Consider the following 15,545-nt stretch of genomic DNA (forward strand, 5'->3'; position numbering starts at 1 on the left):
GGGGGGCGGCGCGTCTTTCTCTGCGGCTGCCCCGGGGGGGGGCGGGGGGGGCCCCCCCCCCGCCCGGGGGGGGGGGGGCCCCCCCCCCCGGCCCCCCCCCCCCCCCCACGACCCCCACCACCACACACAGAACGAAGGTCGAGGATCTCCGATGTACGAGAAGGATGGCGAGCAGTACTTCGTCGTCGACGGCCACGTCCACATCTGGGACGCCCGTGAGTCGAACCTCAAGAACGTCCACGGCAAGCAGTTCATCGACTGCTTCTACGACTACCACAAGAACCTCAGCCCCGAAGAAGTCCTCTGGGACTACGACACCTACACCTACTACGGTGCCGAGCGCTTCATGAAGGACATCTTCCAGGAAGGCCACGTCGACCACGCCATCTTCCAGGCCACGCTGCTGACCGAGTTCTACAAGACCGGCTTCGGGCAGACCGAAGAAGCGTTCGGGCTCACGCGGCAGCACCCGGACAAGCTGACCTACAACCACGCCTACGACCCGCGCAACGGCGAGGCCGGCCTCGAGCAGCTGCGCCGGGACGCCGAGCGGATGAACCTCAAGGGCGTCAAGCTCTACACCGCGGAGTGGCACGGCGACTCGCGCGGCTACAAGCTCGACGACCCGTGGTCGCGCCGGTACCTCGAAGAGTGCGTCCGGCTGGGGATCAAGAACATCCACGTCCACAAGGGACCGACGATCCGGCCGCTGGACCGCGACGCCTTCGACGTCGCCGACATCGACAAGGTCGCCACCGACTACCTCGAGCTCAACTTCATCGTCGAGCACGTCGGCCTGCCGCGGCTGGAGGACTTCTGCTGGATCGCGACGCAGGAGTCCAATGTGTACGGCGGCCTCGCGGTGGCGATCCCGTTCATGCACACCCGGCCGCGGTACTTCGCGCAGATCATCGGCGAGCTGCTGTACTGGCTCGGCGAGGACAAGATCCTCTTCGGCAGCGACTACGCCCTGTGGACGCCGAAGTGGCTCGTCGAGGGGTTCGTGGACTTCCAGATCCCGGCGGACCTGCCCGAGTACCCGGCGATCACGGTCGAACAGAAGAAGAAGATCCTCGGCCTGAACGCCGCCGCGCTCTACGACATCGACGTCCCGCGGCAGCTGCGGCTCCCGACCCAGGCCGGGGCCACCGGCGAAGAGGTCGCCGCCGGAGCGGTGGCGCGATGACCACCGCGGTGTCGGTGGCGAGCGAGGTGCTCGCGGCGCTGGCCACCGTGCTCGACCCCGAGCTGGACCAGCCCGTGACCGAGCTCGGGTTCGTGCGTTCGGTGACCATCGACGACGTGGGCGTCGAGGTGCACCTGCGCCTGCCGACGTCGTTCTGCGCGCCGAACTTCGCGTACCTCATGGTCTCCGACGCCCACGACGCCCTGTCCGCCGTGCCGGGTCTGGGCCGGATCCGGGTGCTCCTGGACGACCACCACGACTCCGCCAAGATCAACCGCGGGATCGCCGCCGGAGCGGGGTACGTCGGCACCTTCGGCGTCGAAGCGGAAGCCGGCCTCGACGAGCTGCGCCGGACCTTCCAGCGCAAAGCGCATCTGGCCGCGGTCGAACGGTGCTGCCGCGCCGTGCTCGCCGGCGGCGCCTGGACGCTCGAAGAGCTGCCGCTGCTGGAGCTGTTCGACCTGCCCGAAGGCCCGCTGAAGTCGGCATTGCTGCGTCGGCGGGAAGCGGTCGGCCTGCCCACCACGGCGCACTCCCGGGTGCTCGTCGACCACGACGGCACGGCGGTCGCGAAGGCGGACAGCGCGTTGTGGCTGCGCTTGGCCGCCGCCACCCGGGTGTCCATCGAGGGCAACGCCCACTTCTGCCGGGGCCTGCTCGCCACCCGGTACGGCGACGCGGACGCCGGCCCCGTCATCACGAACACCAGGAGCCGCTCATGAAAGCCGTCCAAGTCACCGGCTACCACCGGAACCTCGAAGCCCGCGACGTCGAGGAGCCGAAGATCACCGGGCCGCTGGACGTCGTGGTCCGGGTCGGCGCCGCCGGGGTCTGCCGGACCGACCTCCACATCCTCGAAGGCCAGTGGGCCGAGAAGAGCGGCGTCACCCTGCCGTACACGATCGGCCACGAGAACGCCGGCTGGGTGCACGCTGTCGGCGACGCCGTCACGAACGTCGCGGTCGGGGACAAGGTCATCCTCCACCCGCTGATGACCTGCGGCCTGTGCCGGGCCTGCCGCCTCGGCGACGACGTGCACTGCGAGAACTCGAAGTTCCCGGGCATCGACACCGCCGGCGGATACGCGGAGTACCTGCTCACGTCCGCACGCTCCTGCGTCAAGCTCGACGACAGCCTGGAGCCCGCCGACGTCGCCGCGCTCGCCGACGCCGGGCTGACCGCTCAGCACGCGGTGGCGAAGGCGGCGGCGGTGCTGCGGCCCGGGGACGTCTGCGTCATGATCGGCGCCGGCGGGCTCGGCCACATCGGGGTCCAGTGCCTGAAGGCGATGAGCGCGGCGACGCTCGTCGTCGTCGACCGCAACCCCGCGGCGTTGAAGCTGGCCGAGCAGATCGGCGCGGACGTCACCGTCGTCGCCGACGGGTCCCATGTGGACGCCGTGCTCGACCTGACCGGCGGCCACGGCGCGGAGGCCGTCATCGACTTCGTCGGCGAAGGCGGTTCGACCACCGAAGGCGTGCGGATGCTGCGCCGCGCGGGCAACTACTACGTCGTCGGCTACGGCGAAAACATCGACGTCCCGACGATCGACGTCATCTCGACCGAGATCAACTTCGTCGGCAACCTCGTCGGCTCCTACACCGACCTGCAGGACCTGATGGTCCTCGCCGCCCAGGGCAAGGTGAAGCTGCACACCGCCCAGTACCGGCTGGAGCAGTTCCAGCAGGCCATCGACGACCTCAGCGCCGGCCGGGTCCGCGGCCGCGCGATCCTCATTCCCTGAAAGGAGAAACCATGGCGAAGGAGCTGCGGTTCAGCGTCGATGCGCGGCGCCAGCTCGAGCTGGGGGTCAACGCCCTGGCCGACGCGGTGAAGGTGACGCTGGGACCGAAGGGCCGCAACGCGGTGCTGGAGAAGCTGACCGGTCCGCCGACCATCACCAACGACGGCGTGACCATCGCGCGGGAGGTCCAGCTGGAGGAACCCTTCGCCAACATGGGCGCCCAGCTGGTCAAGGAAGTCGCGATGAAGACCAACGGCGCGGTCGGCGACGGCACCACGACCGCCACCGTCCTCGCCCAGGCGATGGTGCGGGAAGGGCTGGCCGCGCTGAGCGAGGGCGCGAACCCCATGCGCGTGCGCCGCGGCATCGAGGAGACGGTCGAAGCCGTCGTCGAGCGGCTGCGCAAGTCCGCGGTCGAGGTCGCCGGCGAGGTGGAGCTGGAGCGGATCGCGACGCTGGCCGCCAGCGACGACGAGCGCATCGGCCGGGTGATCGCCCAGGCCCTGTCCGCGGTCGGCCGTCAGGGCGTCGTCGAAGTCGAAGAGTCCGACTCCCCGGGGCTCGGCGTCGACGTCGTGGCCGGGATCGAGTTCGACCACGGCTACACCTCGCCGTACATGGTCACCGACCGGGAGCGGATGGAGGTGAGCTTCGACGACCCCGTCATCCTGCTCACGAACAAGAAGATCAGCCAGGTGCAGGAGCTGATGCCGACCGTGGAGGCGGCCCGGCGCGCCGACCGCCCGCTGGTCGTCCTCGCCGAGAACGTCGACGGCCCGGCCCTGCAGATGATCGTCAGCGGGAACGTCCACGGCACGTTCGCCGCGGCGGTGGTGCGCGCGCCCGGCTTCGGGCACCGGCGGGTGGCCGAGCTGGAGGACCTGGCCGCCGCGCTCGGCGGGCGGGTCGTCAGCGAGGACTCCGGCGTCACGCTGACCGAGGTCACCGAACGGGACCTCGGCCGCTGCGAGCACATCACGATCACCGAGGACACGACGACGATCACCGGCGGCGCGGGGGAGGAGGCCACCGTGCGGGCCCGCATCGGGCAGCTCGAGAAGCAGCTCGAGCGGGCGCGCATCGAGCACGACCAGGACAGCCTCCGGCTGCGGATCGCCCGGCTGTCCGGCAGCGTCGCCGTCGTGCACGTGGGCGCCGCGACCAGCGTCGAGCTGAAGGAACGGATGCTGCGCGTGGAGGACTCCCTGGCGGCGGCCAGGGCGGCGCTGGAGGAAGGCGTGGTCGCCGGCGGCGGCGCGGCGCTGGCGCAGGCGGCGACCAACGTCGAGCTGCCCGGCCTCGAAGGCGACGCGGCCCAGGGCCGCGAGATCGTGCGGCGCGCGTTGGGCGAGCCGCTGCACTGGATCGCCGAGAACGCCGGCTACGACGGCGCGGCGGTGCTGGCGCGCGTCGCGGCCATGGACAACGGCCACGGGTTCGACGCGCTGACCGGCGAGTACGCCGACCTGTTCGCCGCGGGTGTCATCGACCCGCTGAAGGTGACCCGGTCGGCGCTGGAGAGCGCGGCGTCGATCGCGGCGCTGCTGATCACCACCGAGACGGCGATCGTCGAGAAGGTCCTGGTCAACCCGGGAGCGATCGTCGCACCCGGGGTCGGCGACCTGGCGGAGGGCATGGTCCGCCCGTCGAACATCTACTAGCGGAAGGGGGACGCGGTCGCCGGGTGCGCGGCACCCGGTGACCGGGTCACCCCGCTGCGACGTGCGGCTGGAGCCGGCCGGCCAGCATCAAGGCGTCGTCGAGCAGCCTCGCGGGCGTGCTGGAGTACTCGACGAGCCCGGCGGCAAGAGCGGCCACCACCGGGTACCGCACGGCTCGCGCGGCCGAGGGCCGGAGAACTCCACCGGCCATGACGCGGACATGGGCGGCCTCGGCGAGCGCCCAGCCCGCCCCGACGGCATCCCCGTTGATCGCGGCGACGACGGTTCGCGGGTGCGAGAGCAGCTCGTCCCGGACTTCCGCCAGCCGGGCCAACGGGGGGTTCTCCTCGACGGGCAGGTCCCGCGCGAACACGTCACCCGTGCCGGTCAGCACGATCGAGCGCTCCGGACCGATGTAGGCGAGAGCGGCGCCCAGCCGATCCAGCAGTTCGCGACCCAGGGGATCCCGGAGCCGGACCACGACGATTCCCTGCAGGTACTGGAGATCGAGCATGGGTGTCCTCCTCGGTACGAGGCACAGCGGGCCCGGTCGTGTGAGGACCTCAGCGTAGGAGCGAATCCCCGCCGGCTCCGTCTCACCTTGAGACCGCCCGCGGCCTTTCGGCCACGACGAGGCGGTATCCGATATCGAGGGTGCCGACGTCGAGCAGGCTGCCGTGCTCTTCGTGCCAGCGTCCGGTGGCCAGGTCGGCGTCGAGGCGGCCCATCGCGCGCTCGACGACCTCCTGGTCGAGGTTCGCCAACGCCGAGATGGCGGCGCGAACGCGCGGATCGAGGTAGCGGTGCGGGCGTTGCCAGTAGGCGCCCAGGAATCCGTCGGTGCAGTCGTGGGGGATCGGCACCTGCTCGACGGTCACCGTGGCGCCGTCGCGCTCGAGCAGGGCCCGGACGGTACCGAGGGAGACGAGCCCGGCGTCGGCTTCGGCGATCTGCGGAAGGTACTCGGCGATCAGCCAGAACCGGTTGGTGACGGCGGGTTCCCAGGTGAGGACGACCTGCCGGTCCGCCACCCGGCCCAGTTCCGCGAGGCCGGCCGCCGCGTCGGTCCAGTGGTGCACGGTGAGGATGGCCATCGCCGCGTCGAACGACTTGTCCGCGAAAGGCAGGCACTCGGCGTACCCCTGGACGGCCGGTGCGGACCCGGGCGGCCGCTGGCGCAGCATCACCGTCGACGGTTCGACCGCGGTGACCCGCCGGGTACGCGGTTCGTAGGAACCCGCGCCGGCCCCGACGTTGAGCACCGTCGTGGCGGGGCCCAGCGCCTGCTCGATCCGGTCGGCGATCCGGGAGTCGGGGCGCCGATGACGGGCGTAGCCCTCTCCGATCTCCTGGTACGGGTTGGCGTACACCTCAGCCCTCCCGCGGTTCGCGGCGGGCGGCGAGCACCAGCACGGGTGGGCGTCTGAGGTGTTCGGCCAGCTCGGGGTGGTTCCGCACCGCGGCGGGCCCGGGGACGGGTTCCTCGATGCCGGTCAGCTGCAACCCGGCGGCGAGCAGACCGCCGATCAGCGTGGCGGTCCGCCGGTGGTGTTTGCGTACCCCGTCGATGATCCAGTGCTGGGTGCGCGGTCCTTCCGAGGCGTAGTCGTCGACCGGCCAGACCGTGCGGTCACCGGTTGCCGTCCAGCCGGTCATCGGATCCGCGGCGGTGCAAACGGGGTGCTCGACCGAGAAGACGAACCGGCCACCCGGCCGCAGCCAGCGCGCGACCCGCCCGACCAGGCGCGAGTAGTCGGCGACGTAATGGAGGACGAGGCTGCTGACCACGAGGTCGCAGCTGCGATCGGGCAGGGCGAGCGCTTCGACGTCGGCGCGCCGGTAGCGGACCCGCGGGTGGGCGGCGGCCAGCGCCAGCATCCGCCGGGACGAGTCCACCGCCAGGACGTCCGCCGCGCCCGCGTCGGCCAGCCGGCGGGCGAGCGCGCCGGTGCCGCACCCCAGGTCGACGACGGCGGCGCCGGTCACCGGCGGCAGCAGGCGCCGCACGGCGGGGATTTCGACGGCGTCGTTGAGCCCGGCGCTGTCGTCGCGGATCCGGCGGTAGCCCGCGAAGAAGCGGGCGTCGTCGTAGAGGTCGCGGCCCGCGGTGGTCACAGGTGCTTCCTCAGGTCGTCCATGTCGAGCAGGGGCAGCCCCCAGTGCAGCGCGGCGGCTTCCAGCTCGGCGGCCGTCGCCATGGTGCCGTCGGGGTTCATCACCTCGCAGCACACGCCGACCGGCGGCAGCCCGGCCGCCACGCACAGCGCGACGGTGGCTTCGGTGTGCCCGGCGCGTTCGGCGAGCCCACCGGGGCGGGCGGCGAGGGGGAAGACGTGTCCCGGCCGGAGGAAGTCGCCCGGCTCGGCGTCGGTCGCGGCCAAGCGGCGCACGGTCGCGGCGCGTTCGGCCGCCGAGACGCCCGTGCCGGTCCCGGCGGCCAGGTCCACCGGCACGTGCGGCCGGGTGCCGTGCCGGTCGCCGGGCCCCGGAATGGGACCGATCGCCAGCCGGTCGAGGACTTCGGGCGCGCACGGAACAGCCGGGTGCCCGCAGACCTGGGTGAGGAGGAACGTGAAGGCCTCGGGTCGCAGGCGCGCTCCCGCGAAGACGACGTCGCCCTCGCCCTCCCGGTCGGGGTCCCAGACGACTGCCGCGCCGCCGGAGGCGAGTTGTGCCAGCACCTGCTGCACACCGCGGGCGCCGGAGACGTGGCCGGCCCACGGCAGGGCCGCGACCACCTTGGTCACCGCGCTCGCCGGGTCGGCCGGCCACCGCCGCACCAGGCGGGTGATCAGGTCGGACTCCAGGTTGACGCGGTCACCGACGGACCGGTCCGCCAGCGAGGTGTCCCTGAGCGTCAGCGGGATCAGCACGACCGAAAACCGGTCGCGGGCCACCTCGGCGACGGTCAGGCTGACGCCGTCGACCGCGATCTGGCCCTTGGCGACGACCCGCGGGAGGAACCGCTCCGGCGGCTTGATCCACATCCGCCGGGTGGCGCCCTCGTCGTCGATCCGCACGATCTTGCCCACCGCCTCCACCGCGCCCTGGACCAGGTGGCCGCCCAGCGGGGCGCCGAGGACCACCGGCCCCTCGACGTTGACCCGCGTGCCGGACCGCAGCCGGTCGAGGGTGGACCGGCGACGGGTTTCGGACGTCAGCTCGGCCGCCAGGACGTCCGTCGGGTGCCCGGCCGGTTCGGTCATCAGCTTGACGCCGTTGACGCAGATCGTCCCCGGTGCGCTCGCGGCGACCGCGGGTACGTGGACGGTCAGGCGAGCTTGGTCGACGGCGACGACCGTTCCGACTGCGGCGATGTGCCCGGTGAACATTCGGTTCCACCTCTCGACAACGGGAGGACGTCCTCACCGTGTGACGGAACAGGGGCCTTGACGAAGGCCCGAGAGGTGGCGGGGTTTCACCGCGTGGCCCGGAATCTCACCGAGTCGTCCCGCTCCGTCGAGCGGAACCGGCGGGCTGTCACCGCCGCACCTTGGAATCGCACCGGGGGCGATCATAACATCGGGGCCGCCGAAGGCGCTCGGCTGTCCGCGGTGTCGCGATTGGATCCCCGCCGGACCGGGAAACTCCCGGACGTGGTGCAGCAAGCCGAAACCGAGGGCCGCGGCGAGATCGACGACAACGACCTGCCGACGTCCCCGCCCCACCCGCTGATCATCGCCGTCAGTACGGCCGCCCGGGGTGGCCTCCTCTGGCTGTGCGCCGCCGCGGTGCTGACTTGGCGCGGCCACGCGCGGGTGGCCGTTCGAGGCGTGCTCGCCGGGGGGTGCGGGATGGCCGTGAGCCACGCGCTGGCTCCGCTGGTCGGTCGTCGTCGGCCGCGCGCTCGGGATCTTCCGGCGCGCCGCGCTCTTCCCGAGCGCCCGTCGTCCTCGTCGTTCCCGTCCAAGCACGCCACGACGGCCGCGGCGTTCGCCACGGCCGTCGCCCTGGAGCGGCCGTCGTCGGGACTTTGGGCGATGCCCTTGGCGGCGATCGTCTGCTACAGCCGGCCACGGACGCGGGCGCACTGGCCCAGCGACGTCTACGGCGGGGCGGCTCTCGGGGTGCTCATCGCCGTGGCGCTCCGGCGCTCTCTTCGCCGGCTCGGCTAGCCGGCGGTGAGGTCGATCTCGGCCCACACCGTTTTCCCGGTAGGGCGCTGCCATTGACCCCACGACACGCTCATGCCGGCGACCAGCTTGAGCCCATGTCCTCCGTCCAGTGAGGGCGGCCGCGGGCACGCGGGATCGACGCAGGTGTCGTCGACCTCCACGGACAGCCAGTCGCGTTTGCGCAGCAGGCGAACCTGGCGAGGCGGCTTTCCGTGCCGGAGCGCGTTCGAGGTCAGTTCGTCGACGACCATGAGCGCGTCGACCCGCTGCTCCTCCGGCAGATCCCGCAGCAGGCGGTCCGCCCAGCTTCGAACTCTGGCCAGTTCGGCGAGGTCGTCGGCGACTTCGAGCGCGACCACGTGCAACGAGTCGTCCGGCTGCGTCGTCCGCTCTTCGGTGGGCATCGAGGCAGGCCCTTCCTGTCCGGCGGCTCCGCGTTCGGGCCGAGAAGCCGATGTCGGACAGGGGTTACCCGGACCATGGGGCCCGCACCGTGACGGGTGTCACAGGGATCCGGGTTTGCCGGGTTCGGACCCGGGTACCCGTCGGCCGACTTTGCGTTCTTCGGAGGTGCGGATGAGTGTCGAGGGTGGTTCTGCCCTTCGGAAGGATCTGCTCACCGTGACGACGGACTCCGTGACCGGCGATTCACTTGTGCTGGCCGTCTCCGGTGAAGTGGACCTGTTCAGCGCGCCCGTCTTCGAAGAAGCCGTCACCGCCGCTCTGGGCCGTGGACCACGGCTGCTCGTGATCGACTTGACCGGGGTCGGCTTCCTCGCTTCCGTCGGCATGACGATCCTGCTCAAGGCCAATCGTGACGGCGGCCGGGACCTACGGGTACGCGTGGTGGCCGCCGAGCGCAGCGCCGTCGCGCGCGCCCTCGAGCTGACCGGCTTGACCGACATCCTCGGCGTGGTGCCCACGCGTGCCGACGCGCTCGCGCGGTGATCGCCGAAGTGCCTTCGTTCAGCGGGTCGGCAGGTCGATTTCGGTGTGGCGGTCGGCGAGTGTCCGGGCGAGTTCGGCCAGCTTGACGTTGAGGTCCTGGGACGTCCGCCGCAGGACGTCGAAGGCCTCGTCCGCGGAGACGCCCCGGCGCACCATGATGATGCCCTTGGCCTGGCCGATCACGTCGCGGCTGTCGATGGCCTTGCGCAGGTGGGCGGCCTGCAGTTCCGCGCGGGTGACGGCGTCGGTCGCGGCCAGTGCGAGGGAGGCGTGGGTCGCGAGCAGCAGCAGGACGTCGCGGTCGGCGGCGTCCAGGCCGTGCCGGGAGCGCGAATACACGTTGAGGGCGCCGTGGGACTCGCCGCTGGGCGGCCCGCTGATCAGCGCGGTGGAGAGCACTGAGCCCATCCCGAGTCGCGTGGCGGCCGGCGCCCACTGGGGCCAGCGCGGTTCGTCGGCCAGGTCCGGGGCGATCGCCACGGCCGGGCCGCCGGGCTCGGCGGCTTCGACGCAGGGTCCTTCCCGGAACCGGTACTGCAGGCGGTCGAGTTCGATGGCGACCTCGTCGGTTTCGGCGGGGGTGTGGAAGCGGCCGTCGGCATCGAGCAGGGTGAAGCTGGCGAGGTCGGCGGCGGGGACCATCGCCGTCGTGGCCTCGAGCACGCGGTGCAGCACGTCTTCGACGGTGGGGGCGGTGAGCAGCGTGCGCGTCAGCTGGGCGAATTGCCGGGCCAAGGGCCCGGGTGCGGGCTGACGGGGCTCGAGGTCGGCGACGAACTCCGCTTTGTCGCGCTGCCAGTCCTGATCACTGCTCATGCCGGTCTCCCAGAGTTGCCGCGGAAGACGGCTGTCTTCTCAACCATCGGACGACCAACGTAGTCCGCCGGGGAGCCGGGCCGCTACGAGCCGGTCACTCCTCGCGCGCCGCGACCACCCGCGTGCCGAGAGCAATTCGCGTTTCGGGGCGCGACAGCGGGGTAACGGGACCGTAGATCCGGATCTCCCGTACGGGTTCCTTCGGGTCGAGGCCCTGCCGGGTCTAAACCCAGGGCCGGCAGGGCCGTCTTCATGCCCGCCTTCAGAGGTCGATGACGACCTTGCCGTGCACGTGGCGCCCCGCCTGGAGCTCGACCGCGGCGCGGATCCGCTCGACCGGGAAGGTCGCCGCGATCGGCACCCGGAGCCGGCCCGCTGCGACCAGGCCGGCGATCTCGTCGAGGGCGTCCGTCGCGGCGGCGCCGTTCGCCGAGGTGATCCCGTCGACCTGAGCGGCGATGAGGGTGATGCGCTCGTCGGGCACGCCGAGTTCGCGGGCGGCCCGGACCGTGTCCGTCCCGTGCAGGTCCATGGCCGCGGTGACGCCGTCGGGAGCCAGTGCGCGGACGCGGTCGACGAGGCCGTCGCCGTAGGTGACCGGCTCGGCCCCCAGGGCGCGCAGGGCGTCGGCGGAAGTCGCCGAGCCCGTCCCGATCACCCGGGCGCCCGCGAGGCGCGCGAGCTGGACCGCGAACACGCCCACTCCGCCGCCCGCGCCGCCGATGAGCACCGTGTCGCCGGGACCCGGGCCGACCACGGTGAGGGCCGCGGCCGCGGTGCAGCCGGCGATGGTGAGGGTGGCGGCGGTGCGGTCGTCGACGCCGTCGGGGGTTCGGTGCGCCTGGCCGCCCACCGCGATGGTTCCCGCCACGTCCACGACGACGTGGTCGGCGACCGCGCGGGACAGCGCGCCGCCGAAGACCCGGTCACCGGCCGCGAACTCGCTCACGCCGTCGCCGACCTGGTCCACGACCCCGGCGTAGTCGGTGCCGAACCCGCACGGCAGGCTCAAGCCGAAGCGCGCGGCGGTCTCCGCGTCGGAGGTCATGAACCAGTCCATCGGGTTCAGGCCGGCGGCGGTGACCCGCACGCGGATCTGCCCCGGGCCGGCCTGCGGCACGGGTACTTCGTGGACGTGTAAGGCCTCGGGTCCGCCGAACGACTCGAACCGGACCGCCCGGCCCGTGGCCGTCGAGGTGACGTTCGTTTCTTCCATGCCGGCCTGTCTCCTGGATCGCTCGTGAAGCACGTAAACGGACTATGCTTCGTTTACTGATCCCACCGTAACACAAGTGGAGCGTGATCCGTTTTGGCTGCCGCAGAGGCACGGAGACCGCGGGCGGACGCGACCCGGAACCGTCAGCAGCTGCTCGACGTGGCGACGCGCATGTTCGCCGCGGCCGAGGACGAGCCGTCGATGCGCGCGATCGCCCAGGAAGCCAGGGTCGGCATCGCCACCCTCTACCGGCACTTCCCGACCCGCGAGTCGCTGGTCGACGCCGTCTACCGGGATCAGGTCTCGCGGCTCACCACCGGCGCCCGTGACCTGCTCGCCCAGCTCGACCCGCCCGCCGCGCTGCGCCGCTGGATGGACCTGTTCGGCGACTGGATCGCGACCAAGAACGGGATGGTCGGCACGCTGCTCGCGATGGTCGAATCGGGGGAGATCGCCCATGCCGACACCCGGACCGAGCTGCTCGCGGCCATCGACGCCATTCTCGAGGCCGGCCGCGCGAGCGGAGAACTGCGCGCCGACGTCCCCGCCGGAGACATCGCCGCCGCGCTCATCGGCACCTTCACCGTGGCCGGTTCGCCCGAGCACCGGGCGATGGCGGCTCGCCTGCTGGACCTGCTGATGGACGGACTCCGGACGGGCACTCGCGGTCGGCCCGAAGCCAGGTGAGGGCCGCCCCGGCTGGTGCTCACAGCCGGAGCGACTGGGTGCCGAGGACGGCGGCGAGAGCCAGGCGGTCGGCGTCCTCGCTGCCGGGCTCGGCGGTGTAGACGCTGATGCGCAGGTCGTCCAGGGCGACGAGCAGCGTGTCGCAATCGAGGGTGATCGGGCCGACCGCGGGGTGGTCGACGGTCTTGCGCCGGGACTGGTCGGCCGGGGGCGGCGGGGCCTCGGAGCCCCAGAGCTCGGCGAACCGCGGGCTGCCCGCGGCCAGGTCGGCGACCAGGCGCCGCAGCGCGCGGTCGGCGGGGTAGCGCGACGCGGTCAGGCGCAGGTCGGCCACGAGCCGGGCTTCGTGTTCGGCCTGTTCCCGCGGGGTGTGCACGACCCGCGAGGGCAGCCGGGCGACGTTGCGCCAGACGGCGTTGCGTTCCAGCCCGCGCCAGGTCGTCGTGTCGCCCATGAGCGCGTTGTAGGGAGCATTGGCCAGCACGAGCGTCCAGGTGGCGTCGTAGACGACCACCGGGGTGTGCGACAGCCGGTCGAGCAGCCGTTGCACGCTCGGGGGGACCCGCGACGGCACGACGTCCGGACCGGGCGCGGCGTGCCCGGCCAGCCGGTAGAGCAGGTCGCGTTCGGCGTCGGCCAGGCGCAGCGCGCGGGCCAGCGACTCCACGACCTGTGTCGACGGCGCCGTCGCGCGTCCCTGCTCGAGGCGGGTGAGGTAGTCGGCCGAGATGCCGGCGAGCGCGGCCAGTTCTTCGCGGCGCAATCCGCTGGCGCGGCGCCGCCTGCCCGCCGGGACACCGACGGCCTCGGGTGCCACCCGGTCGCGCCAGCGGCGCAGCGTCCGGCCGAACTCCCATGCTTCCACGCGGTCCATTCTGGACGAGCCCGCGTTGGTTGTCCTGGTCCTGGCAGTCCTACGAAAACCGGACGACTGGCTGCGCCCGGTACGGGCTCGCAGGCTGGCGCCATGACCGAACCCGGAACCGTCCTCGTCACCGGCCCGACGCGCAACCTGGGCCGCCACGCCGTGCTGGCTCTGGCCGGCCGATCCGAAGCGCAGCGCCCCGACCTGCTGCTCGTCGGCCGCGCGGGCCGCGACCTGACCGCCGTCGCCGACGAGGCCCGTGCCCTCGGCGCCCGCGTCCGGGAGATCGGCTGCGACCTGTCGAGCCTGGCCGACGTCCGGGCCGCCGCGGCCACCGCGCGGAAGCTCCTCGCGGACGGCGGCATCCGGCCGTTGCGCGCGCTGATCGCCAACGCGGGCATGGTGTCGGCCGACACCCGGCAGGCGTCGGCCGACGGCTACGAGCTGACCTTCGCCGTCAACCACCTCGCCCACGCCCAGCTCATCGGCGACCTGCTCGGCTCGTTCGCCGCGCCGGCGCGGATCGTGCTGCTCGGCTCGAACACCTACCACGCCAACTTCTTCCGCAAGCTGCTGCACGTGCCGGCCGCCGAGTGGGCCGACCCGGTCGAACTCGCCCGGCCCGCCTCCGGTGAGCGGGCCCCGGGCACGGAAGCTGCCGGGGTCGCCTACTCCAACGCCAAGCTCGCGATCCTGTACTACGCCCACGAGCTGCAGCGCCGGGCCGGCGCGGACCTGAACGTCTCGGTGTTCGAGCCGGGCTGGATGCCCGGCACCGCACTGGGCCGCGGCGCCCCCGCGGCGTTCCAGGCGATCGGGCGCGCCCTGGCCCGCATCCCCGGCGTGTCAACGCCGCGGCGCTCGGGCCCGCTGCTCGCCGCGATGGCGGTCGACGACAAGTGGGCGCACCTGCGGGCCGGCGCGTTCGTGGTGAAGACCAAGCTGACCGAGGTCCAGCCGATCGCGCACGACCGCGACCGGGAGCGCCGCTTGTGGGAGGCGACCGCCGAGCTGCTGGACCGCGTGGGCGCGTAACGGGTCGGTGTGCGGGCAGCCCGCCGGGCGCGGTCGGCGGGCATCCCCTCGCGCCTCAGTCTTCGGGCACGTCGACCGGCGACCAGAGACTGGGCAGGTTGACCACGATGCCTTCCTGGCTGCTGCGCGCGATGATCACGACGGCTTCTTCGTCGGTCGGGTTCTCCTCGCGGTGCGGCACGTACGGCGGTACGAAGACGTAGTCGCCGGGCCCGGTTTCGATGCGGATTTCCTCCTCGCCGTCGGCGAAGACGAACACCGGGTGCCCGGACTTGACGTAGATCGCCGTCTCGGCCTCGCCGTGGTGGTGGTCGCCGGAGTTGGTGACCGGTGCGACGCGCGTCTCGCCCATCCAGACCTTGGACGAGCCGACGGTCTTGCCGGAGATGGCCTCCAGGCGGGTCATGCCGGTGGTCTGGTTGGTGTCGCCGGTCAGGTCCGCGCCGCGGATGTGCCGCAGGGGTTGGTGCCAGAGGTCGGTCATCGGGTCCCTTTCGGATCGCGACGCGGGCCGGGGCCGCGTCGGTGAGCGGGCCGGCGATCGTCGTCGCGCGGTCGCACACGACCGCCTTGATGAACCGGGCGCATACCCGCCATCATCCCCGGACCAGCGCCGGCGAGCGCGTTCCGGCGCGCAGCCACTCCAGGAACTGGACGATTTCGGCGGCGACGCTGCGGTGGTCGACGTCGTTGAGCACGTCGTGCCGGCCCGTGCCGACCAGCACGAACCGGCCCGCCGGCAGCATCTCGGCGTAGGCGCGGGCGGCTTTCGGGTCGGCGACGGTGTCCGCGCCGCCGTGCAGCACGAGCGCCGGGGTCCGCGGGATGACCGCGGGGATGCCGGCCGGCTCGGAGCCCAGGGTGCCGCGCCGCACCTGCTCGTCGGTGTCGAGCAGGGCGCGGTGCACCGGGCAGGCTGTTCGCGCCTGCAGTTCCGACTCCCAGGGGAGATCGCCGGCGGCCCCCGACAACGGCAGGCCGGCCGCGACGACCGCGTGCACCGGCAGCCGCGCGGCGAGGGTCAGGGCGGCGATGGCGCCGGTGTCGCTGCCGAGCAGGACTACGGGGACCGGGCCGCCGCGCAGTTCGCCGGCGACGTCGTCCGGGGAGGCCACGGCGACGACCCGGTAGCCGTCGAAGGCCGGCCTGGCGCCGAGCCGGGCGTAGAGCCCGGGGTGTTCGCCGCGGCCGGGCAGCACGACGACCGTGCCGCGCACGGTCGCGCCCTCCGGCGGGGCCCAGCGGGCGGGTGCGTGCGTCATGCCGCGGCCG

General features: G+C 72.7%; 18 protein-coding genes. 8 read left to right on the forward strand and 10 right to left on the reverse strand.

The genetic code is table 11. The features are described 5' to 3' along the window. The first annotated feature begins 151 nt into the window (after positions 1 to 151). Genes AB0J40_RS45305 through groL form a run of 4 tightly spaced genes read left to right on the forward strand, consistent with a single transcriptional unit; the run spans position 152 to position 4,591 of the window. A complete protein-coding gene (locus AB0J40_RS45305) occupies positions 152 to 1,186 on the forward strand; it encodes an amidohydrolase family protein (protein ID WP_364466494.1) in 1,035 nt (344 codons plus the stop codon). Further along, positions 1,183 to 1,908 carry an iron-sulfur cluster assembly protein gene (locus AB0J40_RS45310; protein WP_364466496.1) on the forward strand — a complete coding sequence of 242 codons (726 nt, stop codon included), beginning with the start codon at positions 1,183 to 1,185 and terminating at the stop codon, positions 1,906 to 1,908. The genes AB0J40_RS45305 and AB0J40_RS45310 overlap by 4 nt, the downstream gene beginning before the upstream one ends. Beyond that, a complete protein-coding gene (locus tag AB0J40_RS45315; RefSeq protein WP_364466498.1) occupies positions 1,905 to 2,930 on the forward strand; it encodes an NAD(P)-dependent alcohol dehydrogenase in 1,026 nt (341 codons plus the stop codon). The genes AB0J40_RS45310 and AB0J40_RS45315 overlap by 4 nt, the downstream gene beginning before the upstream one ends. An 11-nt stretch (positions 2,931 to 2,941) precedes the next feature. Beyond that, positions 2,942 to 4,591, forward strand: a complete 1,650-nt coding sequence (gene groL / locus AB0J40_RS45320; protein WP_364466500.1) for a chaperonin GroEL — start codon at positions 2,942 to 2,944, stop codon at positions 4,589 to 4,591. Between the two features lie 46 nt (positions 4,592 to 4,637). On the opposite strand, the gene AB0J40_RS45325 is transcribed toward groL, so the two are convergent. From AB0J40_RS45325 to AB0J40_RS45340, 4 genes are all read right to left on the reverse strand, one after another. Further along, positions 4,638 to 5,105 carry an enoyl-CoA hydratase-related protein gene (locus tag AB0J40_RS45325; protein ID WP_364466502.1) on the reverse strand — a complete coding sequence of 156 codons (468 nt, stop codon included), beginning with the start codon at positions 5,103 to 5,105 and terminating at the stop codon, positions 4,638 to 4,640. A gap of 82 nt (positions 5,106 to 5,187) precedes the next feature. Next, complete coding sequence (locus AB0J40_RS45330; protein ID WP_364466504.1) at positions 5,188 to 5,961, reverse strand: class I SAM-dependent methyltransferase; 774 nt, start codon at positions 5,959 to 5,961, stop codon at positions 5,188 to 5,190. 1 nt (position 5,962) lies between these two features. Further along, on the reverse strand, positions 5,963 to 6,706 hold the full coding sequence (locus tag AB0J40_RS45335; RefSeq protein ID WP_364466506.1) for a class I SAM-dependent methyltransferase: 744 nt from the start codon (positions 6,704 to 6,706) through the stop codon (positions 5,963 to 5,965). Next, complete coding sequence (locus tag AB0J40_RS45340; protein ID WP_364466509.1) at positions 6,703 to 7,923, reverse strand: 3,4-dihydroxy-2-butanone-4-phosphate synthase; 1,221 nt, start codon at positions 7,921 to 7,923, stop codon at positions 6,703 to 6,705. Before AB0J40_RS45340 ends, AB0J40_RS45335 begins: the two co-directional genes overlap by 4 nt. Positions 7,924 to 8,187: 264 nt before the next feature. On the opposite strand from AB0J40_RS45340, the gene AB0J40_RS45345 reads away from it, so the two are divergent. Next, positions 8,188 to 8,706, forward strand: coding sequence for a phosphatase PAP2 family protein (locus tag AB0J40_RS45345; RefSeq protein WP_364466511.1), 519 nt, complete (start codon positions 8,188 to 8,190; stop codon positions 8,704 to 8,706). On the opposite strand, the gene AB0J40_RS45350 is transcribed toward AB0J40_RS45345, so the two are convergent. After that, positions 8,703 to 9,110, reverse strand: a complete 408-nt coding sequence (locus AB0J40_RS45350) for an ATP-binding protein (protein WP_364466513.1) — start codon at positions 9,108 to 9,110, stop codon at positions 8,703 to 8,705. The genes AB0J40_RS45345 and AB0J40_RS45350 overlap by 4 nt on opposite strands. A 217-nt stretch (positions 9,111 to 9,327) precedes the next feature. On the opposite strand from AB0J40_RS45350, the gene AB0J40_RS45355 reads away from it, so the two are divergent. Further along, a complete protein-coding gene (locus AB0J40_RS45355; RefSeq protein WP_364466515.1) occupies positions 9,328 to 9,654 on the forward strand; it encodes an STAS domain-containing protein in 327 nt (108 codons plus the stop codon). An 18-nt stretch (positions 9,655 to 9,672) separates the two neighbouring features. Here AB0J40_RS45355 and AB0J40_RS45360 read toward each other — a convergent pair whose 3' ends face one another. Both AB0J40_RS45360 and AB0J40_RS45365 read right to left on the reverse strand, forming a co-directional pair. After that, the gene (locus tag AB0J40_RS45360; protein ID WP_364466517.1) at positions 9,673 to 10,470 is read right to left on the reverse strand and encodes a GAF and ANTAR domain-containing protein; all 798 of its coding nucleotides are present in this window, start codon (positions 10,468 to 10,470) and stop codon (positions 9,673 to 9,675) included. Between the two features lie 262 nt (positions 10,471 to 10,732). Continuing rightward, a complete protein-coding gene (locus AB0J40_RS45365; RefSeq protein ID WP_364466519.1) occupies positions 10,733 to 11,686 on the reverse strand; it encodes an NADP-dependent oxidoreductase in 954 nt (317 codons plus the stop codon). 93 nt (positions 11,687 to 11,779) lie between these two features. On the opposite strand from AB0J40_RS45365, the gene AB0J40_RS45370 reads away from it, so the two are divergent. Then, positions 11,780 to 12,373: a helix-turn-helix domain-containing protein gene (locus tag AB0J40_RS45370; RefSeq protein WP_364466520.1), complete on the forward strand. Its 594-nt coding sequence runs from the start codon at positions 11,780 to 11,782 to the stop codon at positions 12,371 to 12,373. 19 nt (positions 12,374 to 12,392) lie between these two features. On the opposite strand, the gene AB0J40_RS45375 is transcribed toward AB0J40_RS45370, so the two are convergent. Then, positions 12,393 to 13,247 (reverse strand): helix-turn-helix transcriptional regulator, encoded by an 855-nt coding sequence (locus AB0J40_RS45375; RefSeq protein WP_364466522.1) that lies wholly within the window; start codon positions 13,245 to 13,247, stop codon positions 12,393 to 12,395. Positions 13,248 to 13,340: 93 nt separating this feature from the next. Between AB0J40_RS45375 and AB0J40_RS45380 the strand changes: the two genes are divergently transcribed. Continuing rightward, complete coding sequence (locus tag AB0J40_RS45380; protein ID WP_364466524.1) at positions 13,341 to 14,273, forward strand: SDR family NAD(P)-dependent oxidoreductase; 933 nt, start codon at positions 13,341 to 13,343, stop codon at positions 14,271 to 14,273. 55 nt (positions 14,274 to 14,328) lie between these two features. Here AB0J40_RS45380 and AB0J40_RS45385 read toward each other — a convergent pair whose 3' ends face one another. Both AB0J40_RS45385 and AB0J40_RS45390 read right to left on the reverse strand, forming a co-directional pair. Then, positions 14,329 to 14,757, reverse strand: a complete 429-nt coding sequence (locus AB0J40_RS45385; protein ID WP_364466525.1) for a cupin domain-containing protein — start codon at positions 14,755 to 14,757, stop codon at positions 14,329 to 14,331. A gap of 112 nt (positions 14,758 to 14,869) precedes the next feature. After that, positions 14,870 to 15,535, reverse strand: a complete 666-nt coding sequence (locus AB0J40_RS45390; protein ID WP_364466527.1) for an alpha/beta hydrolase — start codon at positions 15,533 to 15,535, stop codon at positions 14,870 to 14,872. Positions 15,536 to 15,545 lie beyond the last annotated feature (10 nt).

Source organism: Amycolatopsis sp. NPDC049691, from assembly GCF_040675005.1.
Lineage (GTDB): Bacteria > Actinomycetota > Actinomycetes > Mycobacteriales > Pseudonocardiaceae > Amycolatopsis.

Bases quoted from the DNA above. Each gene is read 5' to 3' on its own strand.
- AB0J40_RS45305 (WP_364466494.1), top strand. From the start codon at position 152: ATGTACGAGAAGGATGGCGAGCAGTACTTCGTCGTCGACGGCCACGTC.
- AB0J40_RS45310 (WP_364466496.1), top strand. From the start codon at position 1,183: ATGACCACCGCGGTGTCGGTGGCGAGCGAGGTGCTCGCGGCGCTGGCC.
- AB0J40_RS45315 (WP_364466498.1), top strand. From the start codon at position 1,905: ATGAAAGCCGTCCAAGTCACCGGCTACCACCGGAACCTCGAAGCCCGC.
- groL (WP_364466500.1), top strand. From the start codon at position 2,942: ATGGCGAAGGAGCTGCGGTTCAGCGTCGATGCGCGGCGCCAGCTCGAG.
- AB0J40_RS45325 (WP_364466502.1), bottom strand. From the start codon at position 5,105: ATGCTCGATCTCCAGTACCTGCAGGGAATCGTCGTGGTCCGGCTCCGG.
- AB0J40_RS45340 (WP_364466509.1), bottom strand. From the start codon at position 7,923: ATGTTCACCGGGCACATCGCCGCAGTCGGAACGGTCGTCGCCGTCGAC.
- AB0J40_RS45350 (WP_364466513.1), bottom strand. From the start codon at position 9,110: ATGCCCACCGAAGAGCGGACGACGCAGCCGGACGACTCGTTGCACGTG.
- AB0J40_RS45360 (WP_364466517.1), bottom strand. From the start codon at position 10,470: ATGAGCAGTGATCAGGACTGGCAGCGCGACAAAGCGGAGTTCGTCGCC.
- AB0J40_RS45365 (WP_364466519.1), bottom strand. From the start codon at position 11,686: ATGGAAGAAACGAACGTCACCTCGACGGCCACGGGCCGGGCGGTCCGG.
- AB0J40_RS45375 (WP_364466522.1), bottom strand. From the start codon at position 13,247: ATGGACCGCGTGGAAGCATGGGAGTTCGGCCGGACGCTGCGCCGCTGG.
- AB0J40_RS45380 (WP_364466524.1), top strand. From the start codon at position 13,341: ATGACCGAACCCGGAACCGTCCTCGTCACCGGCCCGACGCGCAACCTG.
- AB0J40_RS45385 (WP_364466525.1), bottom strand. From the start codon at position 14,757: ATGACCGACCTCTGGCACCAACCCCTGCGGCACATCCGCGGCGCGGAC.
- AB0J40_RS45390 (WP_364466527.1), bottom strand. From the start codon at position 15,535: ATGACGCACGCACCCGCCCGCTGGGCCCCGCCGGAGGGCGCGACCGTG.